Origin of the sequence: Rhizobium favelukesii, from assembly GCF_000577275.2 — a bacterium.
Classification (GTDB): Bacteria; Pseudomonadota; Alphaproteobacteria; order Rhizobiales; family Rhizobiaceae; genus Rhizobium; species Rhizobium favelukesii.
The window spans coordinates 2,927,461-2,954,442 of the sequence record NZ_HG916852.1 but is presented as its reverse complement, the minus strand read 5'-3'; the positions used below and the strand labels follow the sequence as shown (position 1 = coordinate 2,954,442).

Below are 26,982 nucleotides of genomic sequence, written 5' to 3'. Positions count from 1 at the left end.
GATCAGGTTCCAGACGAGATAGGCCCGGCGGTTTCGCCGGGCTTTTTCGTTCTTGGCAGCGACTTGGCGGCAAATTGCCAAGCCTTTTTCCATTTTGGCGTGATGACGCCATTGGCGGCGCGAATGTTGTTGATGAACTGCGTGGTCGCAGCTTCCCACGAATATTGCAGGGCCAGATCGCGGGCCTTTTCGCGCGAGGCAGACAGAGCTGCCAAGCAGGCTGTCCTCAGCTCGTTGTCGAGTGCGCCGACCTCGTTGTCCTCGCCGATGATGTCGAGCGGGCCGGTCACGGGATAGGCAGCGACGGGAACGCCGGAGGCGAGCGCCTCCAAGATCGTATTGCCGAACGTATCGGTCAGCGATGGGAACACGAAGACGTCCGCCTGGGCATAAGCCCCTGCCAGTTCCTCGCCGACCTTCAGACCGGTGAAACGTACATTCGGGTAGCGCTTCTCGAGTTCGGCGCGGGCGGGTCCGTCACCCACGACGACCTTCGTTCCGGGCAGATTGAGATCCAGAAAGGCCGGAAGGTTCTTTTCCAACGCCACCCGGCCAACCGTCATGAAGATTGGGCGGGGCAGGCCGAACGGCGCCTCCTCCAGTGGCATCGGGCGGAACTGGTTCGCGTCGATGCCTCGGCTCCATGGCATCAGGTTTCGGATGCCTTTCTCGGAGAGTTCACGCGCAAGACTGGGGGTTGCGACCATGCAGCCGGCGCCGGAATTGTGGAACCAGCGCACGAAAGCATAAAGCCAGCTCTTCGGCACGGGCAGTCGCGCCGAGACATATTCCGGAAAGCGGGTGTGATAGCTGGTGGAAAACGGCATGCGGTTCCTCAGGCACCAGCGCCGCGCCGTGAGACCCAGAGGGCCTTCCGTCGCGATGTGGACGTAGGACGGCATGTGCTTTTCGATCTCGCGCGCGACGCGGCGATAATTGGCGATCGAAAGACGAATTTCGGGATAGGTGGGGCAGGGGATGCTGTGAAAGCCCTGCGGCGTCACCATCGCCACTTCGATCCCCATCGTCGCCAGTTCGCGATTGGTGTTCTCGATCGAGCGAACGACGCCATTGACCTGCGGATGCCAGGCATCGCTGACAATAACGAGCCGTTCCGCCACGCCCAACCGAGACACGGCCCGGCTTTCGTCGCTTCCAACATCCGACATCCCTTGCAGCACGCCCCAATTCCATCCATGCCGCGCCCGCAGTGGCGTCGGCTCAATTCCGGGCAGGCCCGGAGACTCGTTCCCGCGCCTCTCATTCTGGCGGTCGTCGATGATGGAAATATGACAGTCGCATTGCGCCGACAGACTGCGATCTTTTGCGGGGCTCGTTGCTGATCAGGTCGTCTTCAAGCCGAGCTTTTCGCGTGCGACGAGGGCGCCGTGTTCGCTGACCACGCGAGCGGCGACCTTTGCCGCAAATGCCGCAGCCCCCGGCGCGTCCTTGGTCTCGAGATAGCGCGCGAGAAATGCGCCATTGAAACTGTCGCCGGCACTTGTCGTGTCGACGACCTGCTCGACCTTTTCGGCGGCAACAAAGCTCTCCACGCCATCGAAACTCAGCGTGGCACCCTCGGCACCATTCTTGACGACGACGTCGCTCGCCCCGAGCGTCCGATATCGCTTTATCGTTGCCGATATCGAGACGTCGCCGAAGTGAACCGCCTCGTCATCGAAGCTCGGCAATACGAGGGAGGCGGCGCGCGCGCCTTCGCTGATCGTCGCATGCATCACGTCGTAGCTCGACCAGAGACGTGGACGGATGTTCGGGTCGAAGGCGACAAGCTTGCCGGCCGCCTTGGCGCGGCGGACCTCGGCCAGCAACGTGTCGGCGTCATTGCGTGACAGGATTGCAAGCGTGATGCCGGAGAAATAGATGACGTCGCAGGCCTCGATCGCCTCACGCAGGAGTTCCGCGTCGGCCGCGAGTTGGCGGGCCGCGGAGTTGTCTCGCCAATAGCTGAAGGAGCGTTCGCCATCCTTCAGGCTGATCATGTAGAGGCCGGGCGCCTTGCCCTTTATGCGGCCTATAAACCCGGTACCGATGTCGGCTTCCTTGAAGAAGGCGATCATCTCATCGGACATGGCGTCGTCGCCGAGCGCGGTAAAATACTCCACCGACCAATCGGCCGGCAGGCAGGCGCGGGCATACCAGGCGGTGTTCAGCGTATCGCCGGCAAAGCCCTTGCGCAACAGACCGGCGCCGGCCTGCGAAAGCTCCACCATGCATTCACCGATCGATAAAAAACGCCCGCTCACAGAAAGCCTCCCTGAATTTCCCGTTTCGCTGATACGCGCAGAGCACCTTCCTGACAAGCTATGAACTGGCGGCGGCTGCATCCTTCGGGGAAATTGCCTGAACCGAACAGGAAGCGCATATTGCCGACAGGCAGGTTCTCCCGGAGCGAACCGATGCGCGCTGTTACAAGATTTCCCCTGGCTTTGTCGATTGGAGCTGCAGCAATCGTGTCGGCGACGTTGGTTTATGGGCACGGCGGTGGCGGAAAGGGGCGCAAGATGGACTGCGCGACGCTTGCCGTCATGGAGCGCAATGTGACGGGCGGAAAGCTGCCGAGCAAAGACATCAAGAAGCGCGAAAAGATCAGGCGCAAGATGAAGAAGCATGGCTGCGCGGCAGATCCCGGCTGAAGGTTGTATTTTGTCTCTCCCGCTTTAGTGTGGGCACCATCGGATGATGCAGGAGAGGAACGGCTGATGTCGGTTGCGGACAAGACTGCGGACTGGTGGCGGGGTGCTGTGATTTATCAGGTTTATCCGCGTTCCTTTCAGGATACGAACGGAGATGGTTTAGGCGACCTGAAGGGCATTACCCGGCGATTGCCCTATATCGCCAGCCTCGGTGTCGATGCCATCTGGTTGTCGCCGTTCTTCAAGTCGCCCATGGCCGATATGGGCTACGATGTTGCGGACTATTGCGATGTCGATCCGATTTTCGGCACGCTTGCCGATTTCGACGAGATGATGACGACGGCTCACGGGTTCGGCATCAAGGTCGTCATTGACCAGGTGATCTCCCATACGTCGGACGTTCATCCCTGGTTCGTCGAGAGCCGCTCGAGCCGGACCAATCCCAAGGCGGACTGGTATGTCTGGGCCAATCCGAAGCCCGACGGCACGGCGCCCAACAACTGGCTGTCGATCTTTGGCGGGCCGGGATGGGAATGGGATGGCGTGCGCCGGCAGTATTACCAGCACAACTTCCTGACCTCGCAGCCGGATCTCAACTTCCACAGCGCGCAGGTTCAGGACGCCGTGCTTGCCACGGTGAAGTTCTGGCTCGACCGCGGCGTCGACGGCTTTCGCCTCGACACGGTCAATTATTACTTCTGCGACAAGCTGCTTCGCGACAACCCTGCGCACGCGCCCGACGAGAGCGATGCCGGCCTTGATGCACCCGATACGAACCCCTACGGCATGCAGAACCACCTCTATGACAAGACGCAGCCGGAGAATATCGGCTTCCTCCAGCGGTTCCGGGCCTTGCTTAACCGATACGAGGCGCGCACGGCGGTCGGCGAGGTTGGCGACGGCGCCCGCTCATTGAAGACAGTGGCCGCCTATACGGGCGGCGGCGACAAACTGCATATGTGCTACACCTTCGACCTGCTCGGGCCGGATTTCACCGCCACGCATATCCGCAGCTGCGTCGACGCCTTCCAGACATCGGTTGCGGATGGATGGGTCTGCTGGGCCTTCTCGAACCACGACGTCAACCGCCATGTCAGCCGCTTTGCCAAGACCGAAGCGGAGCGGCCTGTCGTCGCCAAGCTCGCCATGTCGGTGCTGGCAACATTGCGCGGCTCGATCTGCCTCTATCAAGGCGAGGAACTGGGACTTCCGGAGGCCGAGCTTGCTTTCGAGGATCTGCGTGACCCCTACGGCATCCGCTTCTGGCCGGCCTTCAAGGGACGCGACGGGTGCCGCACGCCGATGCCCTGGGAGGCTGCCAAGGCGCATGCCGGCTTCACGGGTGCGCAGAGGTCGTGGCTGCCTGTGCCTTACGAGCAGGCAGCTCTTTCGGTCGATACGCAGGAAAACGACCCGCAATCGGTGCTGCATCACTACAGGCAGACGCTCGAATTCCGCAAAAGCCATCCAGCGTTGCTCGACGGGACGATGGAATTCATCGGGACCAATCAGGACCTTCTGGCCTTCACGCGACAGAAGGGAAGCGAGAAGCTGCTCTTCGTCTTCAACCTGACGCGCAAGCCGGCACAGTTCGAGCCACCGGCGAGAATGGTGATCGGAGAACGCCTGGCGATGCCGGGTTTCGAGGCGGTGATCGGAACCGGGCCGATCAAGCTGGCAGCGCTGGATGCGTTCTGCGCGCGGGTAGCGGGCTAGGCACTCACCCGATCAACGCGAACGTGTCGACATCCACCATTCCGCGGTCTGAGATCTTCAGGTGCGGGATGACCGGCAGCGGCAGGAAGGCGACCTGCAGGAAGGGTTCTTCCAGCGTCGTGCCGAGCGCATAGGCGGCTTGGCGTAGATGGTGGAGCGTGTCGCGCACCGTCTCGTAGGGCTCGAGGCTCATCAGCCCGGCAACGGGCAGGGCGATCTCGCCGGTGATCTTGCCGTCCTCGACGACCACGAAGCCGCCCTTGATTTCGCTGAGACGGTTGGCAGCGAGCGCCATGTCATCCTCGCCGACGCCGACGACGCAGATGTTGTGGCTGTCATGGCCGACGGTTGAAGCGATCGCGCCCTTGTTGAGACCGAAGCCCTGGACGAAGCCGTTGGCATGGTTGCCGTTCTTGCCGTGCCGCTCGATGACGGCGACCTTGATGATGTCGTTGCTAAGATCGACATCGCTCTGGTTGCCCTTCACCGGAAGCCGGTAGCGGCGATGCTCGGTGATGATCTTGCCGGGGGTGACGCCGATGACAGGCGTTTCACCATCGGCTACCGGGACGCCGAAGTGGGCGGCGTTGACGGGCCGGGCTTTGACGCTGTCGAGGCCGACCGGCTCCACCGGCTTGCGCGCTGCAAAAAGCTCCGCTGTCACCTGGCGTCCGGCTGCAAAGACGATGTCGGCGCGGCAGTTTGCCAGGCTGTCGATGACCACGAGGTCGGCGCGCCAGCCGGGTGCGACGAGGCCGCGATCTCTCAGCCCGAAGGCACGCGCCGCAGAGATCGATGCGGCGCGGTAGATGGCCAGCGGCTCGACGCCGTTCTTGATGGCGGTGCGGATCATGTAGTCGAGATGGCCGTGCTCGGCGATGTCGAGCGGATTGCGGTCGTCGGTGCAGAGCGCGAGATACGGCGACAGGCGCTCGGTGATGATCGGCATCAGCGCCACGAGGTCTTTCGACACGGAGCCCTCACGCACGAGGATGTGCATGCCCTTGCGGATCTTTTCCAGCGCTTCGGCAGCGCTCGTGCATTCGTGTTCCGTGCGGATGCCGGCAGCGAGATAACCGTTCAGGTCGTTGCCCGTTAGCAGGGGCGCGTGGCCGTCGATATGCTCGCCCTGGAAGGCGTCGAGCTTGGCCATGCAGATGGGATCCTTGTGGATCACGCCGGGGAAGTTCATGAACTCGGCAAGGCCGATGACCTTCGGGTGACTGCGAAATGGAAGGAGCCGCTCGATCGGCAGATCGGCGCCCGATGTTTCCAGATGCGTGGCGGGGACGCAGGAGGAAAGCTGGACGCGGATGTCCATGATCGTCTCGAGGGAGGAATCCAGGAAGTACTGGATGCCTTCGGTGCCAAGGACATTGGCGATCTCATGCGGATCGCAGATGGCGGTGGTAATGCCATAGGGCAGGACGCAGCGGTCGAACTCATGCGGCGTCACCAGCGAGGACTCGATATGGAGATGCGTGTCGATGAAACCAGGCACGACGATCTTGCCTGAAATATCGATTTCGGTTTCGCCATCGTAGTTGGAGCATGTGCCGACGATGCGATCCTGGGCGATGGCGATATCCGATGCCACAAGTTCGCCGGTCACGAGATCGAAGAAGCGTCCGCCTTTCAGCACGATATCGGCAGGCAGGCGTCCCGTTCCCTGGTCGATGAGGCGTTCGAGCTTGGCGGTCATGGGCATCCTCGTGCTGGCTTTTGTCCAGTTATAGCCGATGTGCGCGACAAAGCGAGATTGGCTTGCTGCAGTGAGATGCCCGTTCCACAAATGAAATCGGGCGCCCCAAACGGGCGCCCGGCAAAAAATCGAAGAGATCGAAAGACTTACTCAGCCGGCACGATCTTGCCGCCTTCCCACTTGTAGAGCGCGAAGCTCTGCGAGGTCAGGTCGCCGGTTTCGCCGTAGGTCAGCTTGCCGATTGCCGTCGAGATCGGCTCGCCGCCCTTCAGCGCCTTGGCGACTGCTTCGGAATCTTCGGCGCTGCCGGCCTTCTCGATGCCTGCCTTCAGGACTTCGACTGCGGCGTAGGCGTTGAGCGTGAAGGCTTCAGCCGGAATGCTCTTGGCGGCAAGCGCGTCGGACGCTGCCTTGGAGTCCGGGCTCTTGGTTGCGTCCACCGCGTTGGTGAAGATCGTGCCGCCGGCCGCATCGGTGCCGATGTTCCAGAACTCGCTGTTTGAGAGGCCGTCGCCGCCGATGATGACGGCGTTGACCGAGAGGTCATGCAGCTGGCGGGCCAGCAGGCCGCCTTCCGGGTGATAGCCGCCGAAATAGACGACATCGACCTTCTCGGCCTTCAGGCGAGTGGTCAGCGCGCTGAAGTCCTTGTCGCCTGGCGTCAGCGAGTCGTCGAAAACTTCCTTGATGCCGCCGGCGTTCAGCGTGGCCTTGAAGGCGTCTGCCAGACCCTTGCCGTAAGCGCCCTTGTCGTTGATGATCGCGACGCGCTTGTCCTTGAAGTTCTTCAGGACGTAGTTGGCAGAGACTTCGGCCTGCTGGTCGTCACGACCGCAGGTGCGCAGGACGTTGGCGAGGCCGCGCTTGGTCAGGTCCGGGGCGGTTGCAGTCGGGGTGACCATCAGCACGCCGTTCTCGGCGAGAACGTCGGATGCCGGGATCGCGACGCCTGAGGTGACCGGGCCGACGACGAAGCGGATGCCGTCGCCGACGATCTGGTTTGCAGCGGAAACGCCCTGCTTGGGCTCGCCGGCATCGTCGGCATATTTGAGGATGACTTTTTCGCCGAGGATGCCGCCCTTCTTGTTGATCTCGTCAACAGCGGCCTGCGCGCCATTCTTCACTTGATCGCCATAGGCAGCGACCGGACCGGTCAGCGGCGCGATAAGGCCGATGGTGATGTCTGCATGGGCGAGCGGCGCAAAGGCAAGGGAGGCGACGAGGGTCGCGCCCGACAACGTCTTCAGACTCATTTTCTTTCTCCTTGGGTGGGTTTCAAACCCGCGATTTGAGTACCGCAGCGGCGAACCCAGATCGTACAACAACCCTTGCGGGATGCGCCAAGAGACGATGAGCAGCTGCGCGGCCGAGACACCCGCCTTCCATGTTTGGCTTCGGCGAGTGCGCAGCAAGTTTCTTAGGAATTTCACGGCAATTAAGCAAGAAGATAGCAAATCGATCGCCACTTTTGACGAATTCTGTAATGAGCTGCGCCGCAATCACGACTTTCACACGAAAATCCGCGGTTCCGTCTGTTCCGCTGCGCCATCTATTTCGTGGCAAGCGCTCTGGCTAGAAAGGCAAGAGTCATGTCGCTGACCTGCCTGTGGATCGATTGTCGATTGGCGCCGGCCGCATCCCGGCAGACGATGCTTTCACCAGGCGCCTCTTCCTCGATCAGTGCGGCTGCGCCCGGCTTGCAGAGTTGCATGAAGCTGAAATGCAGTGCGCCGGCAACCAGAGTAAATTGCGTCGTTGCCGAAGGCAGATGCCCGGCCAGATAGAACGAGTCCTTGTTGGTCGCTGCGATGCCAGCTCTTTGCGCCGTCTGCGGATCAATGTTCTCGCCGGCGCTAAGGACAAGCAGGGGTATCTGCACTGCAGCGAGGCTCTGTGGGGTGAAACCGCGCCCAGGGCCGAGGTCGAGGGTGACGATCGCGCCGAGCCTGCTGTCGCTGAGATCCGCGCCGAGTGCTGCGGTGGCTGCCGGATCGCGGCCAACGCCGAGTGCGGAAAAGATCTTGCAATAGAGGGCGCCGAACTGCGCCAAGCAGTCCGTCATCACACCCTCGGCGTCGAAGCGGCCGCCGGCGAGTTCGACGACGGTCCATCCGCCAAGTGAATGGCCGATGGCGGCGATGCGGTTGGCTGCAATGCCGCCGGTGAGCGTTGTGTCGCCAAGGACGGCATCGATTGCCCGGCTGATGTCGGTGGGGCGCTTCCAGAGCGTCACGGTGTCCGCCGGCCCCATGTCCAAGGTGGTCGTGCCGGGGTGATCTGGGGCGGCCACGACATACCCTCGGTCGACGAGTTCGCTGGCGAGCCAGGCGAGGTTGCGCCAGCTTCCGCCGTAGCCATGCGAGAGAATAACCAGAGGGTGTGGGCCGGGCGCGGGGTCGGCATCCCGGATGACGGGAAGGCCGACGAAGGCAGGCGTCTCGCCAAGCCGGGTCGGTTCAGTGTCGGCACCCGTGGGATACCAGAGGCTGAGATGCAAAGGATGATCGCTCGCAGTGCCCGGGATGGTCATTTCGCGAAAGCCCGACGCAGCAGAGGCTGGATAGGCAGAGGATGTGACGACGAGCAACAGACAGAAAAGCGCAAGCAGTCTTGTGAACATGGCAATGATCTCCGATCGAAAGGAACGTGGCCTTTCTGGCGGAAAAATGCGGTGGCGGAGACCCGTAACGCGATTCAGGTCTTGGCTTGATAGAGATGTCATTCGGTGCATGACGACCAAGGCGGTGGCCGGTCATCGCGTGTTTTGTGCAAATCGCGTTTGATGCCTCTCCCCCTCAGGGGAGAGGATTGAATGCGGCACTCTACCGCCGCCGATATCAGATGTTGTTTTGCAGAATTTCGCGCAGTTTTGCGAAGAGTTCGTCGATGTGGTGTTTCTCGATGATCAGCGGCGGCGAGAGCGCGATGATGTCGCCGGTGGTGCGGATCAGCAGGCCCTTCTCGTAGGCTTTCAGGAAGGCCGTGAAGGCGCGCTTGGTCGGCTCGCCGGCAATCGGGTCCAGTTCGATGGCGCCGATCAGACCGGTGTTCCTGATGTCGATGACATTCGGGCAATCCTTCAAGGAGTGCAGCGCGTCGGCCCAGTAGTCGGAGAGTTCCGCAGCGCGGGTCAGCAGACCTTCCTCCTTGTAGGTATCGAGCGTCGCAAGCGCTGCCGCCGAAGCGATCGGATTGCCGGAGTAGGTGTAGCCGTGCATGAACTCGATCATGTGCTCCGGGCCGTTCATGAACGCGTCATGGATCTCTGCGGTCACGAAGACGGCGCCCATCGGAATGACCCCGTTGGTCAGGCCTTTTGCGGTGGTGATCATATCAGGCTTGACGTCGTAATACTGGGCAGCGAACGGCGCGCCCAGGCGGCCGAAGCCGGTAATGACTTCGTCGAAGATCAAGAGGATACCGTGCTTGGTGCAGATCTCGCGGAGTTTCTGCAGGTAGCCCTTCGGCGGGATCAGGACCCCGGTCGAGCCGGCGATCGGCTCGACGATGACGGCGGCGATGGTGGAGGCGTCATGCAGCGTGACGATACGCTCGAGCTCGGTCGCGAGATCGCCGCCATGCTCCGGCTGGCCGCGCGTGAAGGCGTTTTTGCCCGGCTGGTGGGTGTGCGGCATGTGATCGACGCCCGTCAGCAGCGTGCCGAACATCTTGCGGTTGGAGACGATGCCACCGACTGAGATGCCGCCGAAGTTGACGCCGTGATAGCCGCGCTCGCGGCCGATCAGGCGGAACCGGGAGCCATCGCCCTTCACGCGATGATAGGCGAGGGCGACCTTGAGGGCGGTCTCGACCGATTCCGATCCCGAATTTGTATAGAGGACGTGGTCCATGCCTTCGGGTGCGATGTCGACAAGGCGGTTGGCCAGCTCGAAGGCCTTGGGATGGCCGAGCTGGAAGGCCGGTGCATAGTCGAGCTCGCCGGCCTGTTCGCGGATCGCCTCGGTGATCTTCGGCCGGCAATGGCCGGCATTCACGCACCAGAGGCCGGCAGTGCCGTCGAGCACCTGACGGCCATCATGGGTCGTGTAGTACATGTCCTTGGCGCCGACGAACAGACGCGGCTCCTTCTTGAACTGACGGTTCGCAGTGAAGGGCATCCAAAAGGCCCGAAGGTCGTTTGGCGTGGTATTGAGGCGGTTGGACATGCTGTTCTCCATGGCCGTTTCGGAGGCCGTTCCCGGTATTGCTGAGGCAGTTTTTGACTGCCCGGTCAAATTATCAGCGCCTGTCGGGGCGTCAAGCCGCGGACATTGCCGCCTGGGCGTCGCCCACGATCAAATATCGCCGACCTGGCTTTCCCTGCCGCCGCATCGGTGAGCACCATTTCAAAAAAATAGACCGGCATTCCTGCCGGTCTAAAACCAATACTCAGGTGCTGAAATGAAATGCCGCACTATTCCGGGATACATCCCCTCGGCAGCGCGACTTATAGGCTGACATTATGTCAGCGCGTCCTTACGCCGCAGACTTTGCGCGGCTCTGAACGGCATAAATGTCGGTGAGGGCTTCAAGGATCCTGAGAACCGGCTCGGAATTGCTGGAATAGTAAATGGTCTGGGCGTCACGGCGCGTCTTTACCAGCTTCTGCGCGCGCAGCTTGGACAGGTGCTGCGAGAGAGCGGACTGGCTCAAGCCGACCTGCTGCGCGAGCGCGCCGACCGGAATTTCCCCCTTAACGAGGTTGCACAGAATGAGGAGTCTCTTCGGATTTGCCATGGCCGACAACAAGGCAGCTGCAACGTTTGCGTTGGCGGTTAAATCGATTGTGTCCATATCTTCTTCCCGATGTGAAACTAATTTCAAAAACGCATGTTCCCGCTCAATGCCGGACGGCGAAAACTATCAATACCGCGTCAAGATTGTATATAGCTAAATTTCAGGTATTGCGTATTTTATGTTAGATATATGTGAATAAACGTCCTCAACCCCTTGCGCGACGGCGTCAAACTCGAAACGCAAGAGAAAATCTCCCGAAATCAGATCGAAACCGGCGCAATCGACTCCACAAATGCGCCAATCACCGTTGCCTGCCTTCAGGCCCGCTGCGATCGTCGCGGCGAAATCGGGGCGCTTACCTAGCAATTCTTGCACTATCGCGTCGGCTTGCGCCGCCACGGCCTCGCTGCCGGAGGATCGAATCGTCAGGTCGTCGCCTTGCAGAAGATAGGCGCGACCAAATCCGCCATTGAGGCTTGCCGACTGCGGCACAAGCCGGAAGAAGCGGAAGTCCGGGAAATCGATGTAGAGCTTTGCCTTGGCATGGCGGTTGAGGAAGCGGCTACGAATTCGCGCATGGACCTCGCTGTCGCGCTCGACCGGTTCGGCAAGGCATTGGGTTGTCAGGCGGGCATGGGCAAGCGGATCGCCCTTGCCGGGCTCACCCGTCAGGAGCGAGGCCCGACGATCGGCGTCGAGCGCGCGCGTATGCGTCGACAGACCCGAGACGAGAATGACGGGAACGCCATCGATGTCGGTGCCGAGCAGGACGCGGCTCGCAAAGGGGAAGCCGGTCGCGGGATCGAGAACGGCAATTGCGGCGTAGCGGGCGGAGCGGAGAAGCGTGCGAGCGAGCTTGCGGGCTTCTCCGTCCGTTTCCCTGAGAACGGAAGCTTGATCTTTCATGTCCACTTTCTGGCGGAAGCGGACGGCGGGATCAAGCCTGTTCTTTGCGCCGGTGCTGGGTCAAGCCTTCGACGATATCCTGCGCCGAGATGGTGCCAACGATGGCGCCGTTTTCCACGACGCCGATGCTTCCGGGCTGGCGCGACAGCGCATCGAGAATGTCGATCAGTGGCGTCTCGACACGCGCCGTGCCGCTGACGCTGGCGCCCGCCGCTGCATGACCGAGCCCGGGCTGCATCACGTCCTGCGCAGTCAGCATGCTGATCGGGTTCATGTGCTGGACGAAATCGGCGACGTACTGGTCGGCCGGGTTCTTGACGATTTCCTGCGGCGTGCCGCACTGGATGATGCGCCCGCCCTCCATGATGGCGATGCGGTTGCCGATGCGGAACGCCTCGTCGAGATCGTGACTGACAAACAGGATGGTCTTCTTCAGCCGCCGCTGGAACTCGAGAAGCTCATCCTGCAGGCGCGTGCGGATCAGCGGATCGAGCGCCGAGAACGGCTCGTCCATCAAAAGGATCGGCGCACCAGTCGCAAAGGCACGCGCCAGGCCGACACGCTGCTGCATGCCGCCGGACAGCTCGTTGACCTTGCGGTCGGCCCATTTCGTCAGGTTGACGAGTTCGAGTTGTTCGCCCACGCGCTTCTTGCGCTCGGCTTCCGCCATACCTGCAAGCTCAAGGCCGAAGCCGACATTCTCCGCCACGGTGCGCCACGGCAGCAGCGCGAACTGCTGGAAGACCATCGAAACGGTATGCATGCGCAAGTCGCGCAAGCCCTTGGCAGTGGTCTTGTAGGGATTGCAAGGCCCATTCGACGTTGCAACCGACACCTCGCCGCGCACGACGGGCGCCAGCCCGTTCACCGCACGCAGCAGGGTCGACTTGCCGGAGCCCGAAAGTCCCATGAGGACCAAAATCTCGCCTTCCTGAACCGAGAGCGAGGCATCCGCCACGCCGAGAACGAGGCCAGTCGCAGCACCGATCTCGTCGCGGTTCTTGCCCTGATCGGCCAAGGCGAGGGCGTTTTCCGGCTTGTCGCCGAAGACGATGCTGACGTTGTCGAAGCGGACCGCGGTCATACGCCTTCTCCTTCACCTGTCGCACGGAACATGCGGTCGAGAATAATCGCAAGAATGACGATACAGAGACCCGCTTGGAAGCCCATGGCGACGTTGACCGTATTGAGCGCGCGCACCACCGGCTTTCCGAGACCATCGGCGCCGACGAGCGCGGCGATAACCACCATCGAGAGAGAAAGCATGATCGTCTGCGTGAGGCCGGCCATGATCTGCGGCATGGCGAAGGGAAGCTCGACCTTGCGCAGCACCTGCATTGGCGTCGCGCCGAACGATTCCGCGGCCTCCACGAGCGAGGAGGGGGTCGAGATGATGCCGAGGCGCGTCAGACGGATTGGGGCGGGGATCGCGAAAATGACGGTTGCGATCAGGCCCGGAACCATGCCGAGGCCGAAGAGAATGAGCGCTGGGATGAGGTACACGAAGGTCGGAATCGTCTGCATCAGGTCGAGGACCGGCCGCATGATGGAAAACACCCAGGCGCGTCGAGCCCCGGCGATACCGAGCGGAATGCCGATCGCCATGCTGACGAACGTCGACGCCAGGACGAGCGCCAGCGTTTCCGTCGTCTCCTTCCAGTAGCCCTGGTTCATGATCAGCAGCAAGCCGAGCAGGGTGAAGACCGCGACGCCGATCGAGCGGCGCAGCCAATAGGCGATCCCAACGATCGCAGCCAGCACGATGAGCGGATGCGGGGCTTGCAGAATGAAGAGCAACGCATTGATAACGTGCGATAAAAAGAATGCAAGCCGGTCGAAAAACCACTCGCCGCTCGATGTCAGCCAATCGACGGTCGATTTGGCGAGCGGGCCAATAGGAATTTTATAGTCGGTGATCCAATTCAAGGAGCGCGCCTATCCGAAAGAGCAAAGATCGAGGTGAAACAAGAAGGGGCGGCGAGGGCCGCCCCGTTCATCAGTTTCAAAGGCCAAGGCCCGACTTCACGGCGGCAAGGGCGTCCTTGCCATCCTTCGTCGTGATGCCTGCGAGCCAGGGATCGACTGCGTTCGGATTTGCCTTCAGCCACTCGGTCGCGGCGACCTGCGGATCCTCACCATCGTTGAGGATCTTGCCCATGATCTGGTTTTCCATTTCCAGATTGAACTTCAGGTTCGAGATGAACTTGCCGACGTTGGGGCATTCGGTGGTGTAGCCGGCACGGGTGTTGGTGTAGACCGTCGCGCCACCGAAGTTCGGACCGAAGGTGCTGTCGCCGCCCGTCAGATAGGTCATCTTGAAGTTTTCGTTCATCGGATGGGGCGCCCAACCGAGGAATACGACCGGCTTGCCTTCCTTTTCGGCGCGGGCGACCTGCGCCAGCATGCCTTGTTCGGAGGACTCCACGAGTTCAAGGCCGCCCATTCCCATCTCGTTCTTTTCGATCAGGGTCATGACGAGGCGGTTGCCGTCGTTGCCCGGCTCGATCCCGTAGATCTTGCCGTCGAGCTCGTCCTTGTGCTTGCCGATGTCGCCGAAATCCTTGATGCCGAGTTCAACGCCCTTGGCATTGGTCGCGAGCGTGTACTTGGCGCCCTCGAGGTTGACGCCGAGGGAATCGACAGTCTTTTCATCGAGGTAGGGCTGGACGTCCTTCTTCTGGGCCGGCATCCAGTTGCCGAGGAACACGTCGATGTCCTTGTTTTTCATCGACTGATAGGTGACCGGAACCGAGAGAACCTTAACATCCGGCTCGTAGCCGAGGTTCTTCAGAATGACTGCGGCGGTGGCGGTGGTGGCGGTGATGTCCGTCCAGCCGACGTCTGAAAGACGCACGGCCAAGCAGCTATCGGGATCTGCGGCGAATGCTGCTGTTGCAACAGAGAGAGCGGCAACTGCGGTGGCGGTGGTCAGTTTGAATGCGCTTGTCGTTTTCATTTTTGACTCCCAGTCTTGCGTTCCCAAGCCAATCACCAATAGCCGAGTTTTACAAGCGACCCGAGCGCGTTTGCGCCGCATTGCAGTACCCGATTGCGACGTAGGGCATTTTTCGCGGAATGCCGGGTTTTCAAGGGTTTTGACGGTTTCTGGCCTCGATTTTCCTGTGATTATCAAAATGAGGGACTTTTCTTCGCAGTTTCGAGCTTCCAAAAAGCGAAAGACGGAGAAAACGATGGCAAAACTCTATTTTAACTACTCGACCATGAATGCCGGCAAGTCGACGATGCTGCTGCAGGCCTCCTATAATTACGAGGAGCGCGGCATGCGTGTCGTTTTGCTGATTGCGGCCTTCGACGAGCGCGTCGGAAAGGGGATTATCGGCTCCCGGATCGGGCTCAAGGCGAGCGCCGTCGGCTTCGAACCGGAAGCGGACTTGCAGGCCTTGATCGGCGACCTCAGCAAGGAGGGGGAGCCAATCGCTTGCGTCTTCGTCGACGAAGCTCATTTCATGACGCGCGAACATGTCTGGCAGCTCGCCCGGATCGTCGACCGCATGAACATTCCGGTCATGGTCTATGGGCTCAGGACCGATTTTCAAGGGAAACTGTTTCCCGCGTCTGAGGAGCTTCTTGCGATCGCCGACGAGATGCGCGAGGTCCGGACGATCTGCCATTGCGGGCGCAAGGCGACGATGGTGGTACGCCTCGACGCAGAAGGAAAGGTGCTGCGCGAAGGCGCGCAGATCGATGTCGGCGGCAACGAAAAGTACGTGTCTCTGTGCCGGCGCCATTGGGATGACGCCATGAACGGGGAATGGCTCGCCGAAGCGGTATGACCGTTCCTCAAATCGATTCCGGTTCGGCGGCTTATGCGCTAGTTTCGCCATAACCGAGCCATTTCGCCATAACCGATTGATGGAGGCGTCCCCGTGCGCAAGCCTTTTTCCTTCGACACGCAGCTGGAAGCCGCGCGAGCGCTCGTGGAACAGTTGCGTCTTGAAGCCAGGGTCTGCGTCGAGTTCATCAGCGAGTTTGCACGCCATGGGGCCGCGGTCGACGATGAGCGCTTCCTTGTCGAGAACGGCCGCTTCCAGGCGTTTGTCGCAAACGGCGCGAGCCTGACCAATCTCCTCGCGGAACTCGTTTCCGTCCTCGATACGCTGACGATCAAGGTTTCGTCGGATCTCGACAGCTTCCGTGGCCTGACGGCGGGCGAAAGATTCATCGGTCGCTTTTCGCGCCAGCGGATGTGGCGTCGCCATAGCGCGCGGGTGCGCGCTGCTCCTGTTGTGGAGCGGCTGCGCGACCTGCTGGTGAAGTCGGATGCCACCACGGGTGTCATCGCGAGCTACCGCACGATTGGCATCGACTTTCATAAGTTGGGGGAGCATGGGCTGATCGGTGTCGTCGAGCAGCGCCGTCGGCTTGTCGACAAGATCGATATCGCGCGCCTCCGCATCCGGGAATTGAATGCCAGGGCGCTGACGACGCAGGGCAGGATTGGCCTTTACGGAAGCAAGGCCGAATGGGAGCGCATGGAAGAAGAGCGGCGCGCCCTGAAGGCGGACGCTGGCCGCGTTGCCGATGAAGAACGCGCAATGCGCGAGGATAGCCAGCGCCGCGAACGCTTCATCAATCTCTTCCAGGTTTTCGTCGATGCCCTGAATAGCCAGGTCGGCCAGTGCAACGCCCTCAGCCGCAAGATGGTGATCGACACCGAAGAGCGACTGCTGATCTATCAGGCACAGGTCGACACGGACATTCCGGGTTCGAAGGTCCAGATTTCAGCCGAACTCTTTCCCGCCATTGCCGGTCCGATTGAACTGTTTGAGCGTAACATGCTGGTGCCGCAGGAATTGGAGCATCGCAAGCGGATGGCAGACGCCGTCTTCGCGAGCAAGTTCGGGGCCTTCCAGCAGGCGCCGGAGGAAAGCTCCGGCGGGCCGATCATCGATACGACGAAAATCTCCAAGCGTCTGCGCTTCCGCTTTCTGCGCTCTTAGCCTCTCGCCGAAGAAACAATAATATCAGCATGATATTGTCCTTGCCGGAGCGAGCGCATATGTCAGTGCGCAAACAACGTTCGCCGATCACGGCAAGGAGAAGACGATGCTCGACCGGATCGCCGGGTTTTTCAGGCTGATCGGCCGGACCATCGCACGCTTTGCGCGGATCTTCTTCGCCTGGGCTTTCTGGCCATTTATCGCCGCCCGTGGCTGGTATGTACAGCGCACATGGATGGTCCGGTTGCCGATCCTTGGCTTTCTCGGGCTGCTTGCTGTTCTCTATTGCTATTTCATCTGGCAGACGCAGGTCTGGTCCGGGTTCAACCCTTCTTTCGTGAACGAGTATCGACTTTCGGAGCGCAAGGTTCCCGCCGGTCAGGAACTGCCGACAACAGACGGGTCGGCGACGAAGACCTGCCAGCGCTCGGCCATCGTCGATGTCGCCGCCGATCTGACGGACTTCAACGTCAATCAGAATGCGTGGATCTCCTCCATGCTCCTCTATCGTCTCGGCTTCTTCGGCATCGACTGGGATCACACGCCGTTCCTCGACAACAAGGCGTCGTTTCAGCGTGGCGTGAACCAGGCGGTCCGTCGCACCTCGGTCGAACTCGTCGATACGCTTGGCCGCGTGCGGGGCACGTCGGGGATCAACAACGATCTGCAAAGGGCGCGCGGAAATTTGCAGTTCGACGAGTACAGCTGGTATTTCGGACTTGATCCGTTCGGGCCGAAGACGCCGACACCAAGCTATTATCGCTCCGCTCTCGAAAGCCTGCGCAAATTCAATGCCGACCTAGCCGCCTGCAACGCGATCTTCGATGGACGCGCGGACAACCTGATCCAGTTCGTCGACCGCATCGCCAACGATCTCGGCAGCACCTCTGATGTGCTCGCCGACCGCTCGCAGAACCATCATCGCGGCTGGTTCGATACACGCGCCGACGACCGCTTCTGGTTCGCCTACGGTCAGCTTTATGCCTACTACGCGATCCTTGCGGCCGCACAATCCGACTTTTCCCAAGTCGTCGCGGAGCGCAATCTGGGCGCAATCTTTAGCGCAACGACGAGGCAGTTCCAGGCGGCGTTGCAGATCCAGCCGGCAATTATTTCCAACGGTCGGGAAGACGGCTGGATCATGCCGAGCCATCTGGCGACGATGGGCTTCTACATTCTTCGCGTCCGGTCGAATCTCGTCGAGATTCGCTCCGTACTCGATCGCTGAGCACCTTGTTCAGTTGATCAGTTTCATCCGGATCGCCTTGGCGACAAGCTGCGTCCGGTTCACGCAGTCGAGCTTTTTGATGGCGCTTGTCATATAGGCGTTCACGGTGTGATCGGATAGCGAAAGGATCTGGCCGATCTCGATCGACGTTTTTCCCTGTGCCGTCCAGCGGACGACCTCCCGTTCGCGGGCAGAAAGGGGCGGGTGTTCCATGAGCTTCGATTGCTTCGTGCGGTGATACGCGTCGAGCAAATGGAGGGTCACCATGGTGAGTTCGTTGAGCTCCGTCTGCCCGACCGCTTGGCGGTCGCCCGCCAGCCAGAACAGGATTCGCTCACTGTCGCGTGTATAGGCGGGCACCGCGACGCCCGTCGGTATGCCGAAGGCGCGCAGAAGCTTGCTCAACTCATCCGGGAAAATACTGTCGCAGGCATTGTCGGAAAGGTTCCAGGAACGCGGCAGGGCCGAGTCGCCCATTCCCGTCGGCAGCGTCGGAAAGCGCATGATGCGGGCGCGGTCAAACTGGTTGAAGTATGCGGATGGAAGCGAGGTTTCGATGAGAAGGGTTTTGAGAAGAGTGCTTTCGGGAGCGGGGGCATGCATCAAGGTTACATGCCGGAAACCGTAAGCGCGTGCTGCCCCAACGAGAGCTTGTGCGAATTCGGCCCTGGTGTTGGCCGCTGAAATCTCCGTGACGAGAGACAGCTGCCGTTCCGAGGTCGTCATGTAAGACATGAATGCGTCCCTGCTTACCTTCATATCAGCGCAATAGAATATGCAAACTGATATATTTGCTAGTGCCAAACAGCGCGGCGCGCAGTGATTAATTTCAATTGTATTACTTTAACCACAGCGATCGGCCTATGGTTGTTTTCATGCCCGCTGGAAACGCAACCCAAGGAGACGGAATGGACCATTCCATCTGTGCGAAGGCGACTGAGCGCCCGTGCGGGCCGGAATTCCGGGGGCGCCCGCGGCCAGGCGCCAAGGACTTTCGAATCATTTCGGGATCAGATCTTGTCCGTTATCTTCGCTTTTTGGTCAGCTCGAAAGGATGATGCGCTCGACAATGAGTTCGAGTGATTTCATGTCTTGTCCTCGCAATGGATAGGTTCGATGTCTGACTGATAGCGGCTTGGACGAGCGTTGGGCAACCAGTGCACTATTCACAGTCGCGGCATATTTCGCTATCCCGTTGAAACATATGTGGCGCCGATCGCGCGCAGACAAGAGTGGGGAAACGGGGATGGCACCATACAAATCCGACATCGAGATCGCGCGCGCGGCGGATAAGAAGCCGATCTTCGAAATCGGTGCAAAGCTCGGCATTCCGGCCGAGCAACTGGCGCCATACGGGCATGACAAGGCCAAGCTCAGCGCCCAATTCATTGCCGCGCAGGCAGAGAAGCCCGATGGCAAGCTGATCCTCGTCACGGCAATCAATCCGACACCGGCAGGCGAGGGCAAGACGACGACGACCGTCGGCCTCGGCGATGGGCTGAACCGGATCGGCAAGAAGGCCATCGTCTGCATCCGCGAGGCTTCGCTCGGACCATGCTTCGGGGTGAAGGGCGGCGCTGCGGGCGGCGGCTATGCGCAGGTCATTCCGATGGAGGACATCAACCTGCATTTCACCGGCGATTTCCACGCCATCACCTCCGCCCATAACCTGCTTGCCGCGATGATCGACAATCACATCTATTGGGGCAACGAACAGGATATCGATCTCAGGCGCGTCACGTGGCGGCGCGTGATGGACATGAACGACCGTGCGCTGCGCGAGATGGTCTCCTCGCTGGGCGGCGTCGCCAACGGCTTTCCCAGGCAGAACGGCTTCGACATCACGGTGGCTTCCGAGGTGATGGCCATTCTCTGCCTCGCCAGGGATCTCAACGATCTGGAGGAGCGTCTCGGCAATATCATCGTCGGCTACCGCCGCGACAAAACGGCCGTCTATGCCCGCGACTTGAAGGCGGACGGCGCGATGGCGGTTCTCCTGAAGGATGCCATGCAGCCCAACCTCGTCCAGACATTGGAAAACAATCCGGCCTTCGTGCATGGAGGCCCCTTTGCCAATATCGCGCATGGCTGCAACTCGGTGATCGCCACCAAGACGGCGTTGAAGCTCGGCGACTACGTCGTGACCGAAGCGGGTTTCGGTGCGGATCTCGGTGCCGAGAAATTCTTCGATATCAAATGCCGCAAAGCCGGATTGAAGCCCGATGCCGCCGTCATCGTTGCGACGGTGCGCGCGCTCAAGATGAATGGCGGGGTGAGGAAGGACGATCTCGGAACGGAGAATGTCGCCGCGCTGAAGAAGGGCTGCTCCAACCTCGGCCGCCATATCGCCAATGTTCGCAAGTTCGGCGTTCCCGTCGTCGTCGCCATCAATCATTTTGTCTCGGATACGGATGCGGAAGTCGCAGCGGTGAGGGAGTATGTCTCCCGCCTGGGGGCGGAGGCGATCCTGTGCCGGCACTGGGCCGAGGGTTCTGCCGGCATCGAGGAGCTTGCCTACAAGGTGGTCGAACTTGCGGAATCGGGACAGTCGAGATTCGAGCCGCTCTATCCCGACGATGTCTCCCTGTTCGAGAAGATCGAGATCGTGGCCTCGAAGATCTATCACGCGGGCGAGGTGACGGCGGACAAGGCTGTGAGAGACCAGCTGCTGGCCTGGGAGGAGCAGGGTTACGGGCACCTGCCGGTCTGCATGGCCAAGACACAATACTCCTTTTCGACCGATCCGAACCTGCGCGGCGCGCCAGAAGGACATATCGTGCCGGTGCGCGAAGTCCGCCTCTCGGCGGGGGCCGGCTTCGTGGTCGCAATCACCGGCGAAATCATGACCATGCCCGGCCTGCCGAGATCGCCCTCGGCGGAGCGGATCTACCTCAATGATCAGGGCTATATCGAGGGGTTGTTCTGAACCTTTCAGCAACGCAAGGCGTTAGTGCGGTTCGCCCGGCTTGGATTGGAAACGACGATGTCGCTCTGTGGCTATACTCGACGCTGTGCTTTCGCAGCGGCCGCGGTCCTTTTGCTGCTCGCCAACAGCGCTATGGCCGACGAGCAGGCGGTTGCCGAAAGCATGGCCGATTTCATGAAGGGTCATCCCGATTGCATGGAATTTAGCGATCAGTGTTCGACCTGCGCCGTGGTCGATGGCAAAGCCGCTTGTTCGACGCCGACGATCGCCTGCATCAAGAAACCCTATGTCTGCACGCGGCGCGCAGGTCATTGAACCGGTACATCCGCCTTTAAGGTGGCGACGCCAGCTACAGCATCGGCGAAAAAATCGGAATCGATTTTCGGAAAGCACGATGCGGGGGCTCAAAGAGTTAGAGCGTCCTTTGTGCGCCCATTCGAACGCACGGCGCGCTAATGACAGTAGCGATATCCTCCGTTCCGCTCCAACACGTCGAGGTGGAAGTGCGTTTCGTGGGCTGCGTCACTTTCAGGGTCCAGCACCGTCGTGAAGTAGAGGCAGCCGGCGGCGCTGATCGTCCGCTGGAAGGCGCCGATCAGCGTTGGATCCTCCCGGCGCGGCTGAACGGCGACGTCCTTGCCTTTTTCGAAGCTGAAGCTTGCAATGTCGACCGCATTGCCGCGCGCGTGCTCGGAAACCTTGCCGATTTCCGCGCCATTGCGCAGGCGGCAGATATAGGAGGACGCCTGATTGACGGCGACGATGTGGCCCTGGTCTTTTGCGGCGACGCTTGCCGCCGGGATGACGCTTTCCTTCATCCAGCGGGCCAAGGCGAGAGCGACAGGACAGCGAAACACCGCCTCGGGCTTCAATTTGATTCCCGGCAAAGCCTCGGAAACCTTGATCGGTTTGTCGATTCCGCAGCCGTTGCCATCGTCGATGCGCGCGATATCCTTGAAGACAACGCCGAGGACCTGAAGCTCCCTCTCACATTCCGAATGCTCGGCATCGCTCTCTGCGGCGATCGTCAGATGCTGCTCTTCCAGCGTCTGCTGCGAGGGAAGTTTCGGCCCCTGCTTTTCCGGCTGGTTGGAAAAATCGGGAGGCCCCTGTTTGGCGGGCGGCGTGTCAGCATCGCTTCGCTCCGGTTTCGGTTCAGGTATCGGGGGAAGTTGCGGGGTGGGCGCTGCAGTATTGGATTGACCTGGACGGACCGCCGGAAAAGGGCCCTCGTCCGGCAGACGTGCGTCGGTCAAAAGCCCGATGCAGCCCAGTGCCGATAGAATCACGATGATATTCTTCACGCATCCACCCGTTGTATGTTGACCCGGGAGGGGAACGTGCGGATGCGGTTTTCGTTGCAATATCGCAACGTTGATCGCTACGATGAAAATATGATTTATTAAATCAAGATAACTGGCTCCCGATATATTGACAATTAAACTCATGTTTTTTATGCGGCAAAAAGAAGGCGAAAAACGTCGCCAGAAAGCCTAGCCAGCCCATCGAGAACGCAACCGCGTCACGACCAGCCAGCCCGGTGGATATTTTTCTCAAGGGGTTGATTTCATGATCGTCCGGCACTCGCGCTCGGTTCTACTCGCCTGCACAACACTCGCCATTGTTTTGCCTTGCGCCATCGCTTTTGCGCAAAGCGCGCCTTCGACTGCCCAGACGGCCGAAGAGCAGAAGGCCAAGAACGAGGGCGATACCTTCCTCTCGCCAATCATCGTGAAGGGCAGCCGGCAGGCGGCCAACGATCCCTACAACAAGGCGGGTCCTTTCAGCACGGTCACCGCGGACCAGATCAACCTCCAGTCCGGTCAGGGCACTGATGATCTGCTGCGCAGTGTTCCCGGAACGTCGACGGCCAACAATCCTCAGAACCCGGGGGTGGCCGTGAACATTCGCGGCTTCGAAGGCTCCGGCCGCGTCAACATGTCGATCGATGGCGTTCGCCAGAATTTCCGCTTCACCGGCCACGAGGCGCAAGGATTTACCTATGTGGATCCAGCCTTCCTGGCAGGCATCGACGTGACCCGCGGTGCAGTCACCGGTATCGGCGGCGGTGCACTGGCCGGGACAGTCAATTTCCGAACCTACGAGATCGATGATCTGATCCAGGGCGACAAGAACTACGGTGGTATCGTCTCAGCGACGGTCGGAACCAACGAACTTGGTTGGTCCGAATCGGCCATTGGCGCCTATCGGTTCAATGATGTCTTTGCCGTCCTTGGCGGTATCAGCAAGAGCGATCCGGGCAACTACGAGAACGGCGACGGCGTTACCGTGCCTTTCACCGAGCAGGATCTGCTTTCCGGCATGCTGAAGGCTGAGATTACGCCGAATGCGGAAAACACGATCAAATTCGGCGGCATCACCTACGACAACGACTTCTTCGCGAATTCCTATTTCCAGAACGTGAAGAACAAGACGTTTGCCGCGAGCTACGCCTATACGCCCAGCGACAACGAGCTGATCGATTTCAAGACGGACTTTTACTACAACCACCTTGAGATGAAATATGACACGAACGCCACGGGCGGCGGTGCGGCCGCCGGTCGCCGGATTACCGATACCGGGATTGGCTTCGACGTTTCCAACACCTCCAAATTCGACATTGGCGACGTCGCCGTCTCCACGAACTATGGTGTCGAGTATTTCCGCGACGATTACGACGTGATCAACAGCCGGACGCAGCCCTTGGGTGGCGTCAACGGTAGCGGCAAGAGCGGCATCCTCGGCGTCTTCGACACAACCACGTTGACCTACGGCATGGCGGATCTGACGCTTGGCCTGCGCTACAATCATTTCAATCTTGACGGTTCGGGTTCTGTCGTCGCAGGCAATCCGCTGGGCATGCCGGCCGGTCCTTATAGCGTCGATAAGTCCGACGGGCGCCTGGACCCCAGTGTCACCTTTGCGCTGAATCCGACCGAGTGGTTCCAGCCTTATGTGACGTATGCTGAGACCCAGCGCGCGCCGACCCTCAATGAAACCTTCGCTGGCGGCTCACACCCCGGTTCTACCGGCCAGACCTTTTTCCCGAATCCTTTCCTGGAGCCGGAAACCTCCAAGGGCTGGGAAGTCGGCGCCAACATCAAGCTGGATGGCATTCTGGATGCAGGCGACAGCTTCCGCTTCAAAGCCAACTACTTCAACGACAACATCGACAACTACATCACCGGTGCGTTTGCCGGAGGCGGCAGGCAGACCTTCTTCGTCAACAACCCCGGTACGTCAAACGTTCGCGGCATTGAAATCCAGGCGGCGTACGACGCGGGCTTCGTCTTCGGCGATCTTGCCTATACCCATACCGATACCAATCTTCCGTCGCAGGTCAACGGCTTCGGTGTGCAGAGCTATCTTCCGGAAAACATCTTCAGCGGTACCCTCGGTGGGCGCTTCCTTGAAGATCAACGCCTGACACTCGGCACGCGCCTCTACGCTGCCGGAAAGGCTGACATCGGGCAAATCAATGCAACGAATGCCGGGCGCCCACGATTCATGAGTGGCTATGGCGTTGTCGACCTCTTTGCCAACTACAAGTGGGAAAATGGTCTGGAATTGACGGCGAGCGTGACGAACGTCTTCGACAAGACCTACACGCCGGCTTCCAGCACGATCCAGAGCACGGCGATCGACACCGGTCGCGGTCGTACCTTCATGGTGACAGCCAAGGCCAGATTCTGAACCAGTGGCATTAAGATGTGGAGGGCGGCCATTGGGCCGCCCTTTTTCATTCCCGGATTCGGCTCTTGCGCTCGATCCGATCTCACGCTAACAATTTCGCCCATGAACACGTCCTTGAACATTGCAGTTTGGTGGTGGGCTCGCTGAGGCGGCCTCGACCAATCGTGTCCAAAGACGACGAGTGAGCCGCCCGGAAAACGCCAGGCGGCTTTTTTGTTTTTAAGGCTGCCTGTCATCCGGGCCCCGATAACGGAGTGGAACAATGGTAACGATCCTTCGGGATGACGGAGCGGAAATCTACGAGACGCGGGGCGGGATTACCGTCACCCGGCAGCGGCGGGCGATCCCCTATGCCGATGCGGTCTCCTCTTATATCGACAAGCTCGACGAGCGCCGCGGCGCCGTGTTTTCGTCGAACTACGAATATCCGGGCCGTTATACCCGCTGGGACACTGCCGTCGTCGATCCGCCACTCGGGATTTCTTGCCATGGCCGCGACGTTTGGATCGAGGCCTACAACGAGCGCGGTGAGGTGATCCTCTCCTTCATTACCGAGCGCTTGAAGACGGTCTCCGATCTGGTGCTCGGCGCCTCCACGGCGCGGCGCCTCGATTTGACGGTGAAGACGCCGGAGCGCGCCTTTACCGAGGAAGAACGCTCGAAGATCCCGACGATCTTCACGGTGCTGCGCGCTATCACCGATCTCTTCCATTCGCAGGCGGATGCGAACCTCGGCTTTTATGGCGCCTTCGGCTACGACCTTGCCTTCCAGTTCGATGCAATCGACCTGAAGCTGACGCGCCCGTCCGACCAGCGCGACATGGTTCTCTATCTGCCGGATGAAATCCTCGTCGTCGACAACTACTCTGCCAAGGCCTGGATCGACCGTTACGATTTCGAAAAGAGCGGGCTTTCGACCGAGGACAAGGCGGGCGACATTCCGGCCGAGCCGTTCCAGCGCACCAACGTCATTCCGCCGAAGAGCGACCATCGCCCCGGCGAGTATGCCGAGTTGGTGGTGAAGGCCAAGGAAAGCTTCCGCAAAGGTGATCTCTTCGAGGTGGTGCCCGGCCAGAAATTCATGGAGCGCTGCGACAGCAAGCCGTCCGACATTTCCAAGCGCCTGAAGGCGATCAACCCGTCGCCCTATTCCTTCTTCATCAATCTTGGAAACCAGGAGTATCTGGTCGGCGCCTCGCCTGAAATGTTCGTGCGTGTGTCCGGCCGACGCATCGAGACCTGCCCGATCTCGGGCACGATCAAGCGTGGCGAGGACCCGATCGCCGATAGCGAGCAGATCCTGAAGCTTCTGAATTCCAAGAAGGACGAATCCGAGCTGACGATGTGCTCGGACGTCGACCGCAATGACAAGAGCCGCGTTTGCGAACCCGGCTCGGTGAAGGTCATCGGCCGCCGCCAGATCGAGATGTATTCGCGCTTGATCCACACCGTCGACCACATCGAGGGCCGGCTGCGCGACGACATGGACGCTTTTGACGGCTTCCTCAGCCACGCCTGGGCCGTGACGGTAACCGGCGCGCCGAAGCTCTGGGCGATGCGCTTCATTGAAAGCCATGAGAAGAGCCCGCGCGCCTGGTACGGCGGGGCGATCGGCATGGTCGGCTTCAACGGCGACATGAACACTGGCCTGACGCTGCGCACGGTTCGGATCAAGGACGGGATCGCGGAGGTCAGGGCAGGGGCGACCTTGCTCAACGATTCCGATCCGCACGAAGAAGAAGCCGAAACCGAACTGAAGGCCTCCGCCATGCTTTCCGCCATCCGCGATGCCAGGGCCGGCAACTCCGGCAAGGTCAGCCGCGACGTCGCTGCCGTCGGCAAGGGCGTCAATATCCTGCTTGTTGATCACGAGGACAGCTTCGTACATACGCTGGCCAACTACTTCCGCCAGACCGGCGCGACCGTTTCGACGGTTCGCACGCCGGTGCCGGACGAGATCTTCGACCGGCTGGATCCGGATCTGGTCGTGCTGTCGCCGGGTCCCGGCAATCCGAAGGATTTCGATTGCAAGGCGACGATCAAGAAGGCGCGGGCGCGCAACCTGCCGATCTTCGGCGTCTGCCTCGGACTGCAGGCGCTGGCCGAGGCCTATGGCGGCGAACTCCGCCATCTGGCGCTGCCGATGCACGGCAAGCCGTCGCGCATCCGTGTGCTGGAACCGGGCATCGTCTTCTCCGGCCTCGGCAAGGAGGTGACGGTCGGCCGCTATCACTCGATCTTCGCCGATCCCTCGACCTTGCCGCGTGATTTTATCATCACGGCGGAAAGCGAAGACGGCACGATCATGGGCATCGAGCACGACAAGGAACCGATTGCGGCCGTGCAGTTCCACCCGGAATCGATCATGACGCTTGGCGGCGATGCCGGCATGCGGATGATCGAGAACGTCGTCGCCCATCTGTCGCGCAAGGCAAAGACAAAGGCGGCCTGAGACGACG

At 60.5% G+C, this 26,982-nt stretch carries 22 protein-coding genes; 9 read left to right on the top strand and 13 right to left on the bottom strand.

Annotated features, from left to right (window positions below):
* Positions 1 to 2 precede the first annotated feature (2 nt).
* Both LPU83_RS53175 and LPU83_RS53170 read right to left on the bottom strand, forming a co-directional pair.
* Positions 3 to 1,169 (bottom strand): glycosyltransferase family 4 protein, encoded by a 1,167-nt coding sequence (locus LPU83_RS53175; protein ID WP_051166636.1) that lies wholly within the window; start codon positions 1,167 to 1,169, stop codon positions 3 to 5.
* A gap of 174 nt (positions 1,170 to 1,343) precedes the next feature.
* The gene (locus LPU83_RS53170) at positions 1,344 to 2,264 is read right to left on the bottom strand and encodes a sugar kinase (protein ID WP_024313942.1); all 921 of its coding nucleotides are present in this window, start codon (positions 2,262 to 2,264) and stop codon (positions 1,344 to 1,346) included.
* Positions 2,265 to 2,417: 153 nt separating this feature from the next.
* Here LPU83_RS53170 and LPU83_RS53165 point away from each other — a divergent pair, with 153 nt between their 5' ends.
* Positions 2,418 to 2,654, top strand: coding sequence for a hypothetical protein (locus LPU83_RS53165; protein WP_024313941.1), 237 nt, complete (start codon positions 2,418 to 2,420; stop codon positions 2,652 to 2,654).
* 66 nt (positions 2,655 to 2,720) lie between these two features.
* Positions 2,721 to 4,370 carry a beta-galactosidase BglA gene (gene bglA, locus LPU83_RS53160; protein WP_024313940.1) on the top strand — a complete coding sequence of 550 codons (1,650 nt, stop codon included), beginning with the start codon at positions 2,721 to 2,723 and terminating at the stop codon, positions 4,368 to 4,370.
* Positions 4,371 to 4,374: 4 nt separating this feature from the next.
* Here bglA and ade read toward each other — a convergent pair whose 3' ends face one another.
* From ade to LPU83_RS53115, 9 genes are all read right to left on the bottom strand, one after another.
* Positions 4,375 to 6,072, bottom strand: coding sequence for an adenine deaminase (gene ade / locus LPU83_RS53155; RefSeq protein WP_024313939.1), 1,698 nt, complete (start codon positions 6,070 to 6,072; stop codon positions 4,375 to 4,377).
* Positions 6,073 to 6,218: 146 nt separating this feature from the next.
* Positions 6,219 to 7,325 (bottom strand): branched-chain amino acid ABC transporter substrate-binding protein, encoded by a 1,107-nt coding sequence (locus tag LPU83_RS53150; RefSeq protein WP_024313938.1) that lies wholly within the window; start codon positions 7,323 to 7,325, stop codon positions 6,219 to 6,221.
* A gap of 296 nt (positions 7,326 to 7,621) precedes the next feature.
* On the bottom strand, positions 7,622 to 8,692 hold the full coding sequence (locus LPU83_RS53145; protein ID WP_024313937.1) for an alpha/beta hydrolase family protein: 1,071 nt from the start codon (positions 8,690 to 8,692) through the stop codon (positions 7,622 to 7,624).
* A gap of 217 nt (positions 8,693 to 8,909) precedes the next feature.
* Positions 8,910 to 10,238, bottom strand: coding sequence for an omega-aminotransferase AptA (gene aptA, locus LPU83_RS53140; RefSeq protein ID WP_024313936.1), 1,329 nt, complete (start codon positions 10,236 to 10,238; stop codon positions 8,910 to 8,912).
* A 310-nt stretch (positions 10,239 to 10,548) separates the two neighbouring features.
* The gene (locus LPU83_RS53135) at positions 10,549 to 10,866 is read right to left on the bottom strand and encodes an ArsR/SmtB family transcription factor (RefSeq protein ID WP_024313935.1); all 318 of its coding nucleotides are present in this window, start codon (positions 10,864 to 10,866) and stop codon (positions 10,549 to 10,551) included.
* Between the two features lie 96 nt (positions 10,867 to 10,962).
* Entirely contained in the window at positions 10,963 to 11,715 is a 753-nt protein-coding gene (locus LPU83_RS53130) for a HugZ family pyridoxamine 5'-phosphate oxidase (protein WP_024313934.1), read from the bottom strand.
* A 31-nt stretch (positions 11,716 to 11,746) separates the two neighbouring features.
* A complete protein-coding gene (gene choV / locus LPU83_RS53125) occupies positions 11,747 to 12,799 on the bottom strand; it encodes a choline ABC transporter ATP-binding protein (RefSeq protein ID WP_024313933.1) in 1,053 nt (350 codons plus the stop codon).
* Complete coding sequence (choW, locus tag LPU83_RS53120; protein ID WP_024313932.1) at positions 12,796 to 13,641, bottom strand: choline ABC transporter permease subunit; 846 nt, start codon at positions 13,639 to 13,641, stop codon at positions 12,796 to 12,798. Before choW ends, choV begins: the two co-directional genes overlap by 4 nt.
* A 76-nt stretch (positions 13,642 to 13,717) precedes the next feature.
* Positions 13,718 to 14,671 carry a choline ABC transporter substrate-binding protein gene (locus tag LPU83_RS53115; protein ID WP_024313931.1) on the bottom strand — a complete coding sequence of 318 codons (954 nt, stop codon included), beginning with the start codon at positions 14,669 to 14,671 and terminating at the stop codon, positions 13,718 to 13,720.
* 235 nt (positions 14,672 to 14,906) lie between these two features.
* On the opposite strand from LPU83_RS53115, the gene LPU83_RS53110 reads away from it, so the two are divergent.
* The 3 genes from LPU83_RS53110 to LPU83_RS53100 all read left to right on the top strand — a co-directional run bounded on the left by LPU83_RS53110 (position 14,907) and on the right by LPU83_RS53100 (position 17,904).
* On the top strand, positions 14,907 to 15,509 hold the full coding sequence (locus LPU83_RS53110) for a thymidine kinase (protein WP_024313930.1): 603 nt from the start codon (positions 14,907 to 14,909) through the stop codon (positions 15,507 to 15,509).
* Between the two features lie 93 nt (positions 15,510 to 15,602).
* The gene (locus LPU83_RS53105) at positions 15,603 to 16,676 is read left to right on the top strand and encodes a hypothetical protein (protein ID WP_024313929.1); all 1,074 of its coding nucleotides are present in this window, start codon (positions 15,603 to 15,605) and stop codon (positions 16,674 to 16,676) included.
* A 106-nt stretch (positions 16,677 to 16,782) separates the two neighbouring features.
* Complete coding sequence (locus LPU83_RS53100) at positions 16,783 to 17,904, top strand: DUF2333 family protein (RefSeq protein ID WP_024313928.1); 1,122 nt, start codon at positions 16,783 to 16,785, stop codon at positions 17,902 to 17,904.
* 9 nt (positions 17,905 to 17,913) lie between these two features.
* Here LPU83_RS53100 and LPU83_RS53095 read toward each other — a convergent pair whose 3' ends face one another.
* Entirely contained in the window at positions 17,914 to 18,639 is a 726-nt protein-coding gene (locus LPU83_RS53095; protein ID WP_024313927.1) for a helix-turn-helix transcriptional regulator, read from the bottom strand.
* A gap of 511 nt (positions 18,640 to 19,150) precedes the next feature.
* On the opposite strand from LPU83_RS53095, the gene LPU83_RS53090 reads away from it, so the two are divergent.
* Both LPU83_RS53090 and LPU83_RS53085 read left to right on the top strand, forming a co-directional pair.
* On the top strand, positions 19,151 to 20,830 hold the full coding sequence (locus LPU83_RS53090) for a formate--tetrahydrofolate ligase (protein WP_024313926.1): 1,680 nt from the start codon (positions 19,151 to 19,153) through the stop codon (positions 20,828 to 20,830).
* 57 nt (positions 20,831 to 20,887) lie between these two features.
* Positions 20,888 to 21,145 (top strand): hypothetical protein, encoded by a 258-nt coding sequence (locus LPU83_RS53085; RefSeq protein WP_024313925.1) that lies wholly within the window; start codon positions 20,888 to 20,890, stop codon positions 21,143 to 21,145.
* A 137-nt stretch (positions 21,146 to 21,282) separates the two neighbouring features.
* Here the strand turns inward: LPU83_RS53085 and LPU83_RS53080 are convergent, their stop codons facing one another.
* Complete coding sequence (locus LPU83_RS53080; protein WP_024313924.1) at positions 21,283 to 22,134, bottom strand: extensin-like domain-containing protein; 852 nt, start codon at positions 22,132 to 22,134, stop codon at positions 21,283 to 21,285.
* Positions 22,135 to 22,399: 265 nt separating this feature from the next.
* On the opposite strand from LPU83_RS53080, the gene LPU83_RS53075 reads away from it, so the two are divergent.
* On the top strand, positions 22,400 to 24,523 hold the full coding sequence (locus tag LPU83_RS53075; protein ID WP_024313923.1) for a TonB-dependent receptor domain-containing protein: 2,124 nt from the start codon (positions 22,400 to 22,402) through the stop codon (positions 24,521 to 24,523).
* Between the two features lie 262 nt (positions 24,524 to 24,785).
* A complete protein-coding gene (locus LPU83_RS53070) occupies positions 24,786 to 26,975 on the top strand; it encodes an anthranilate synthase (RefSeq protein WP_024313922.1) in 2,190 nt (729 codons plus the stop codon).
* The last annotated feature ends 7 nt before the right edge of the window (positions 26,976 to 26,982 follow it).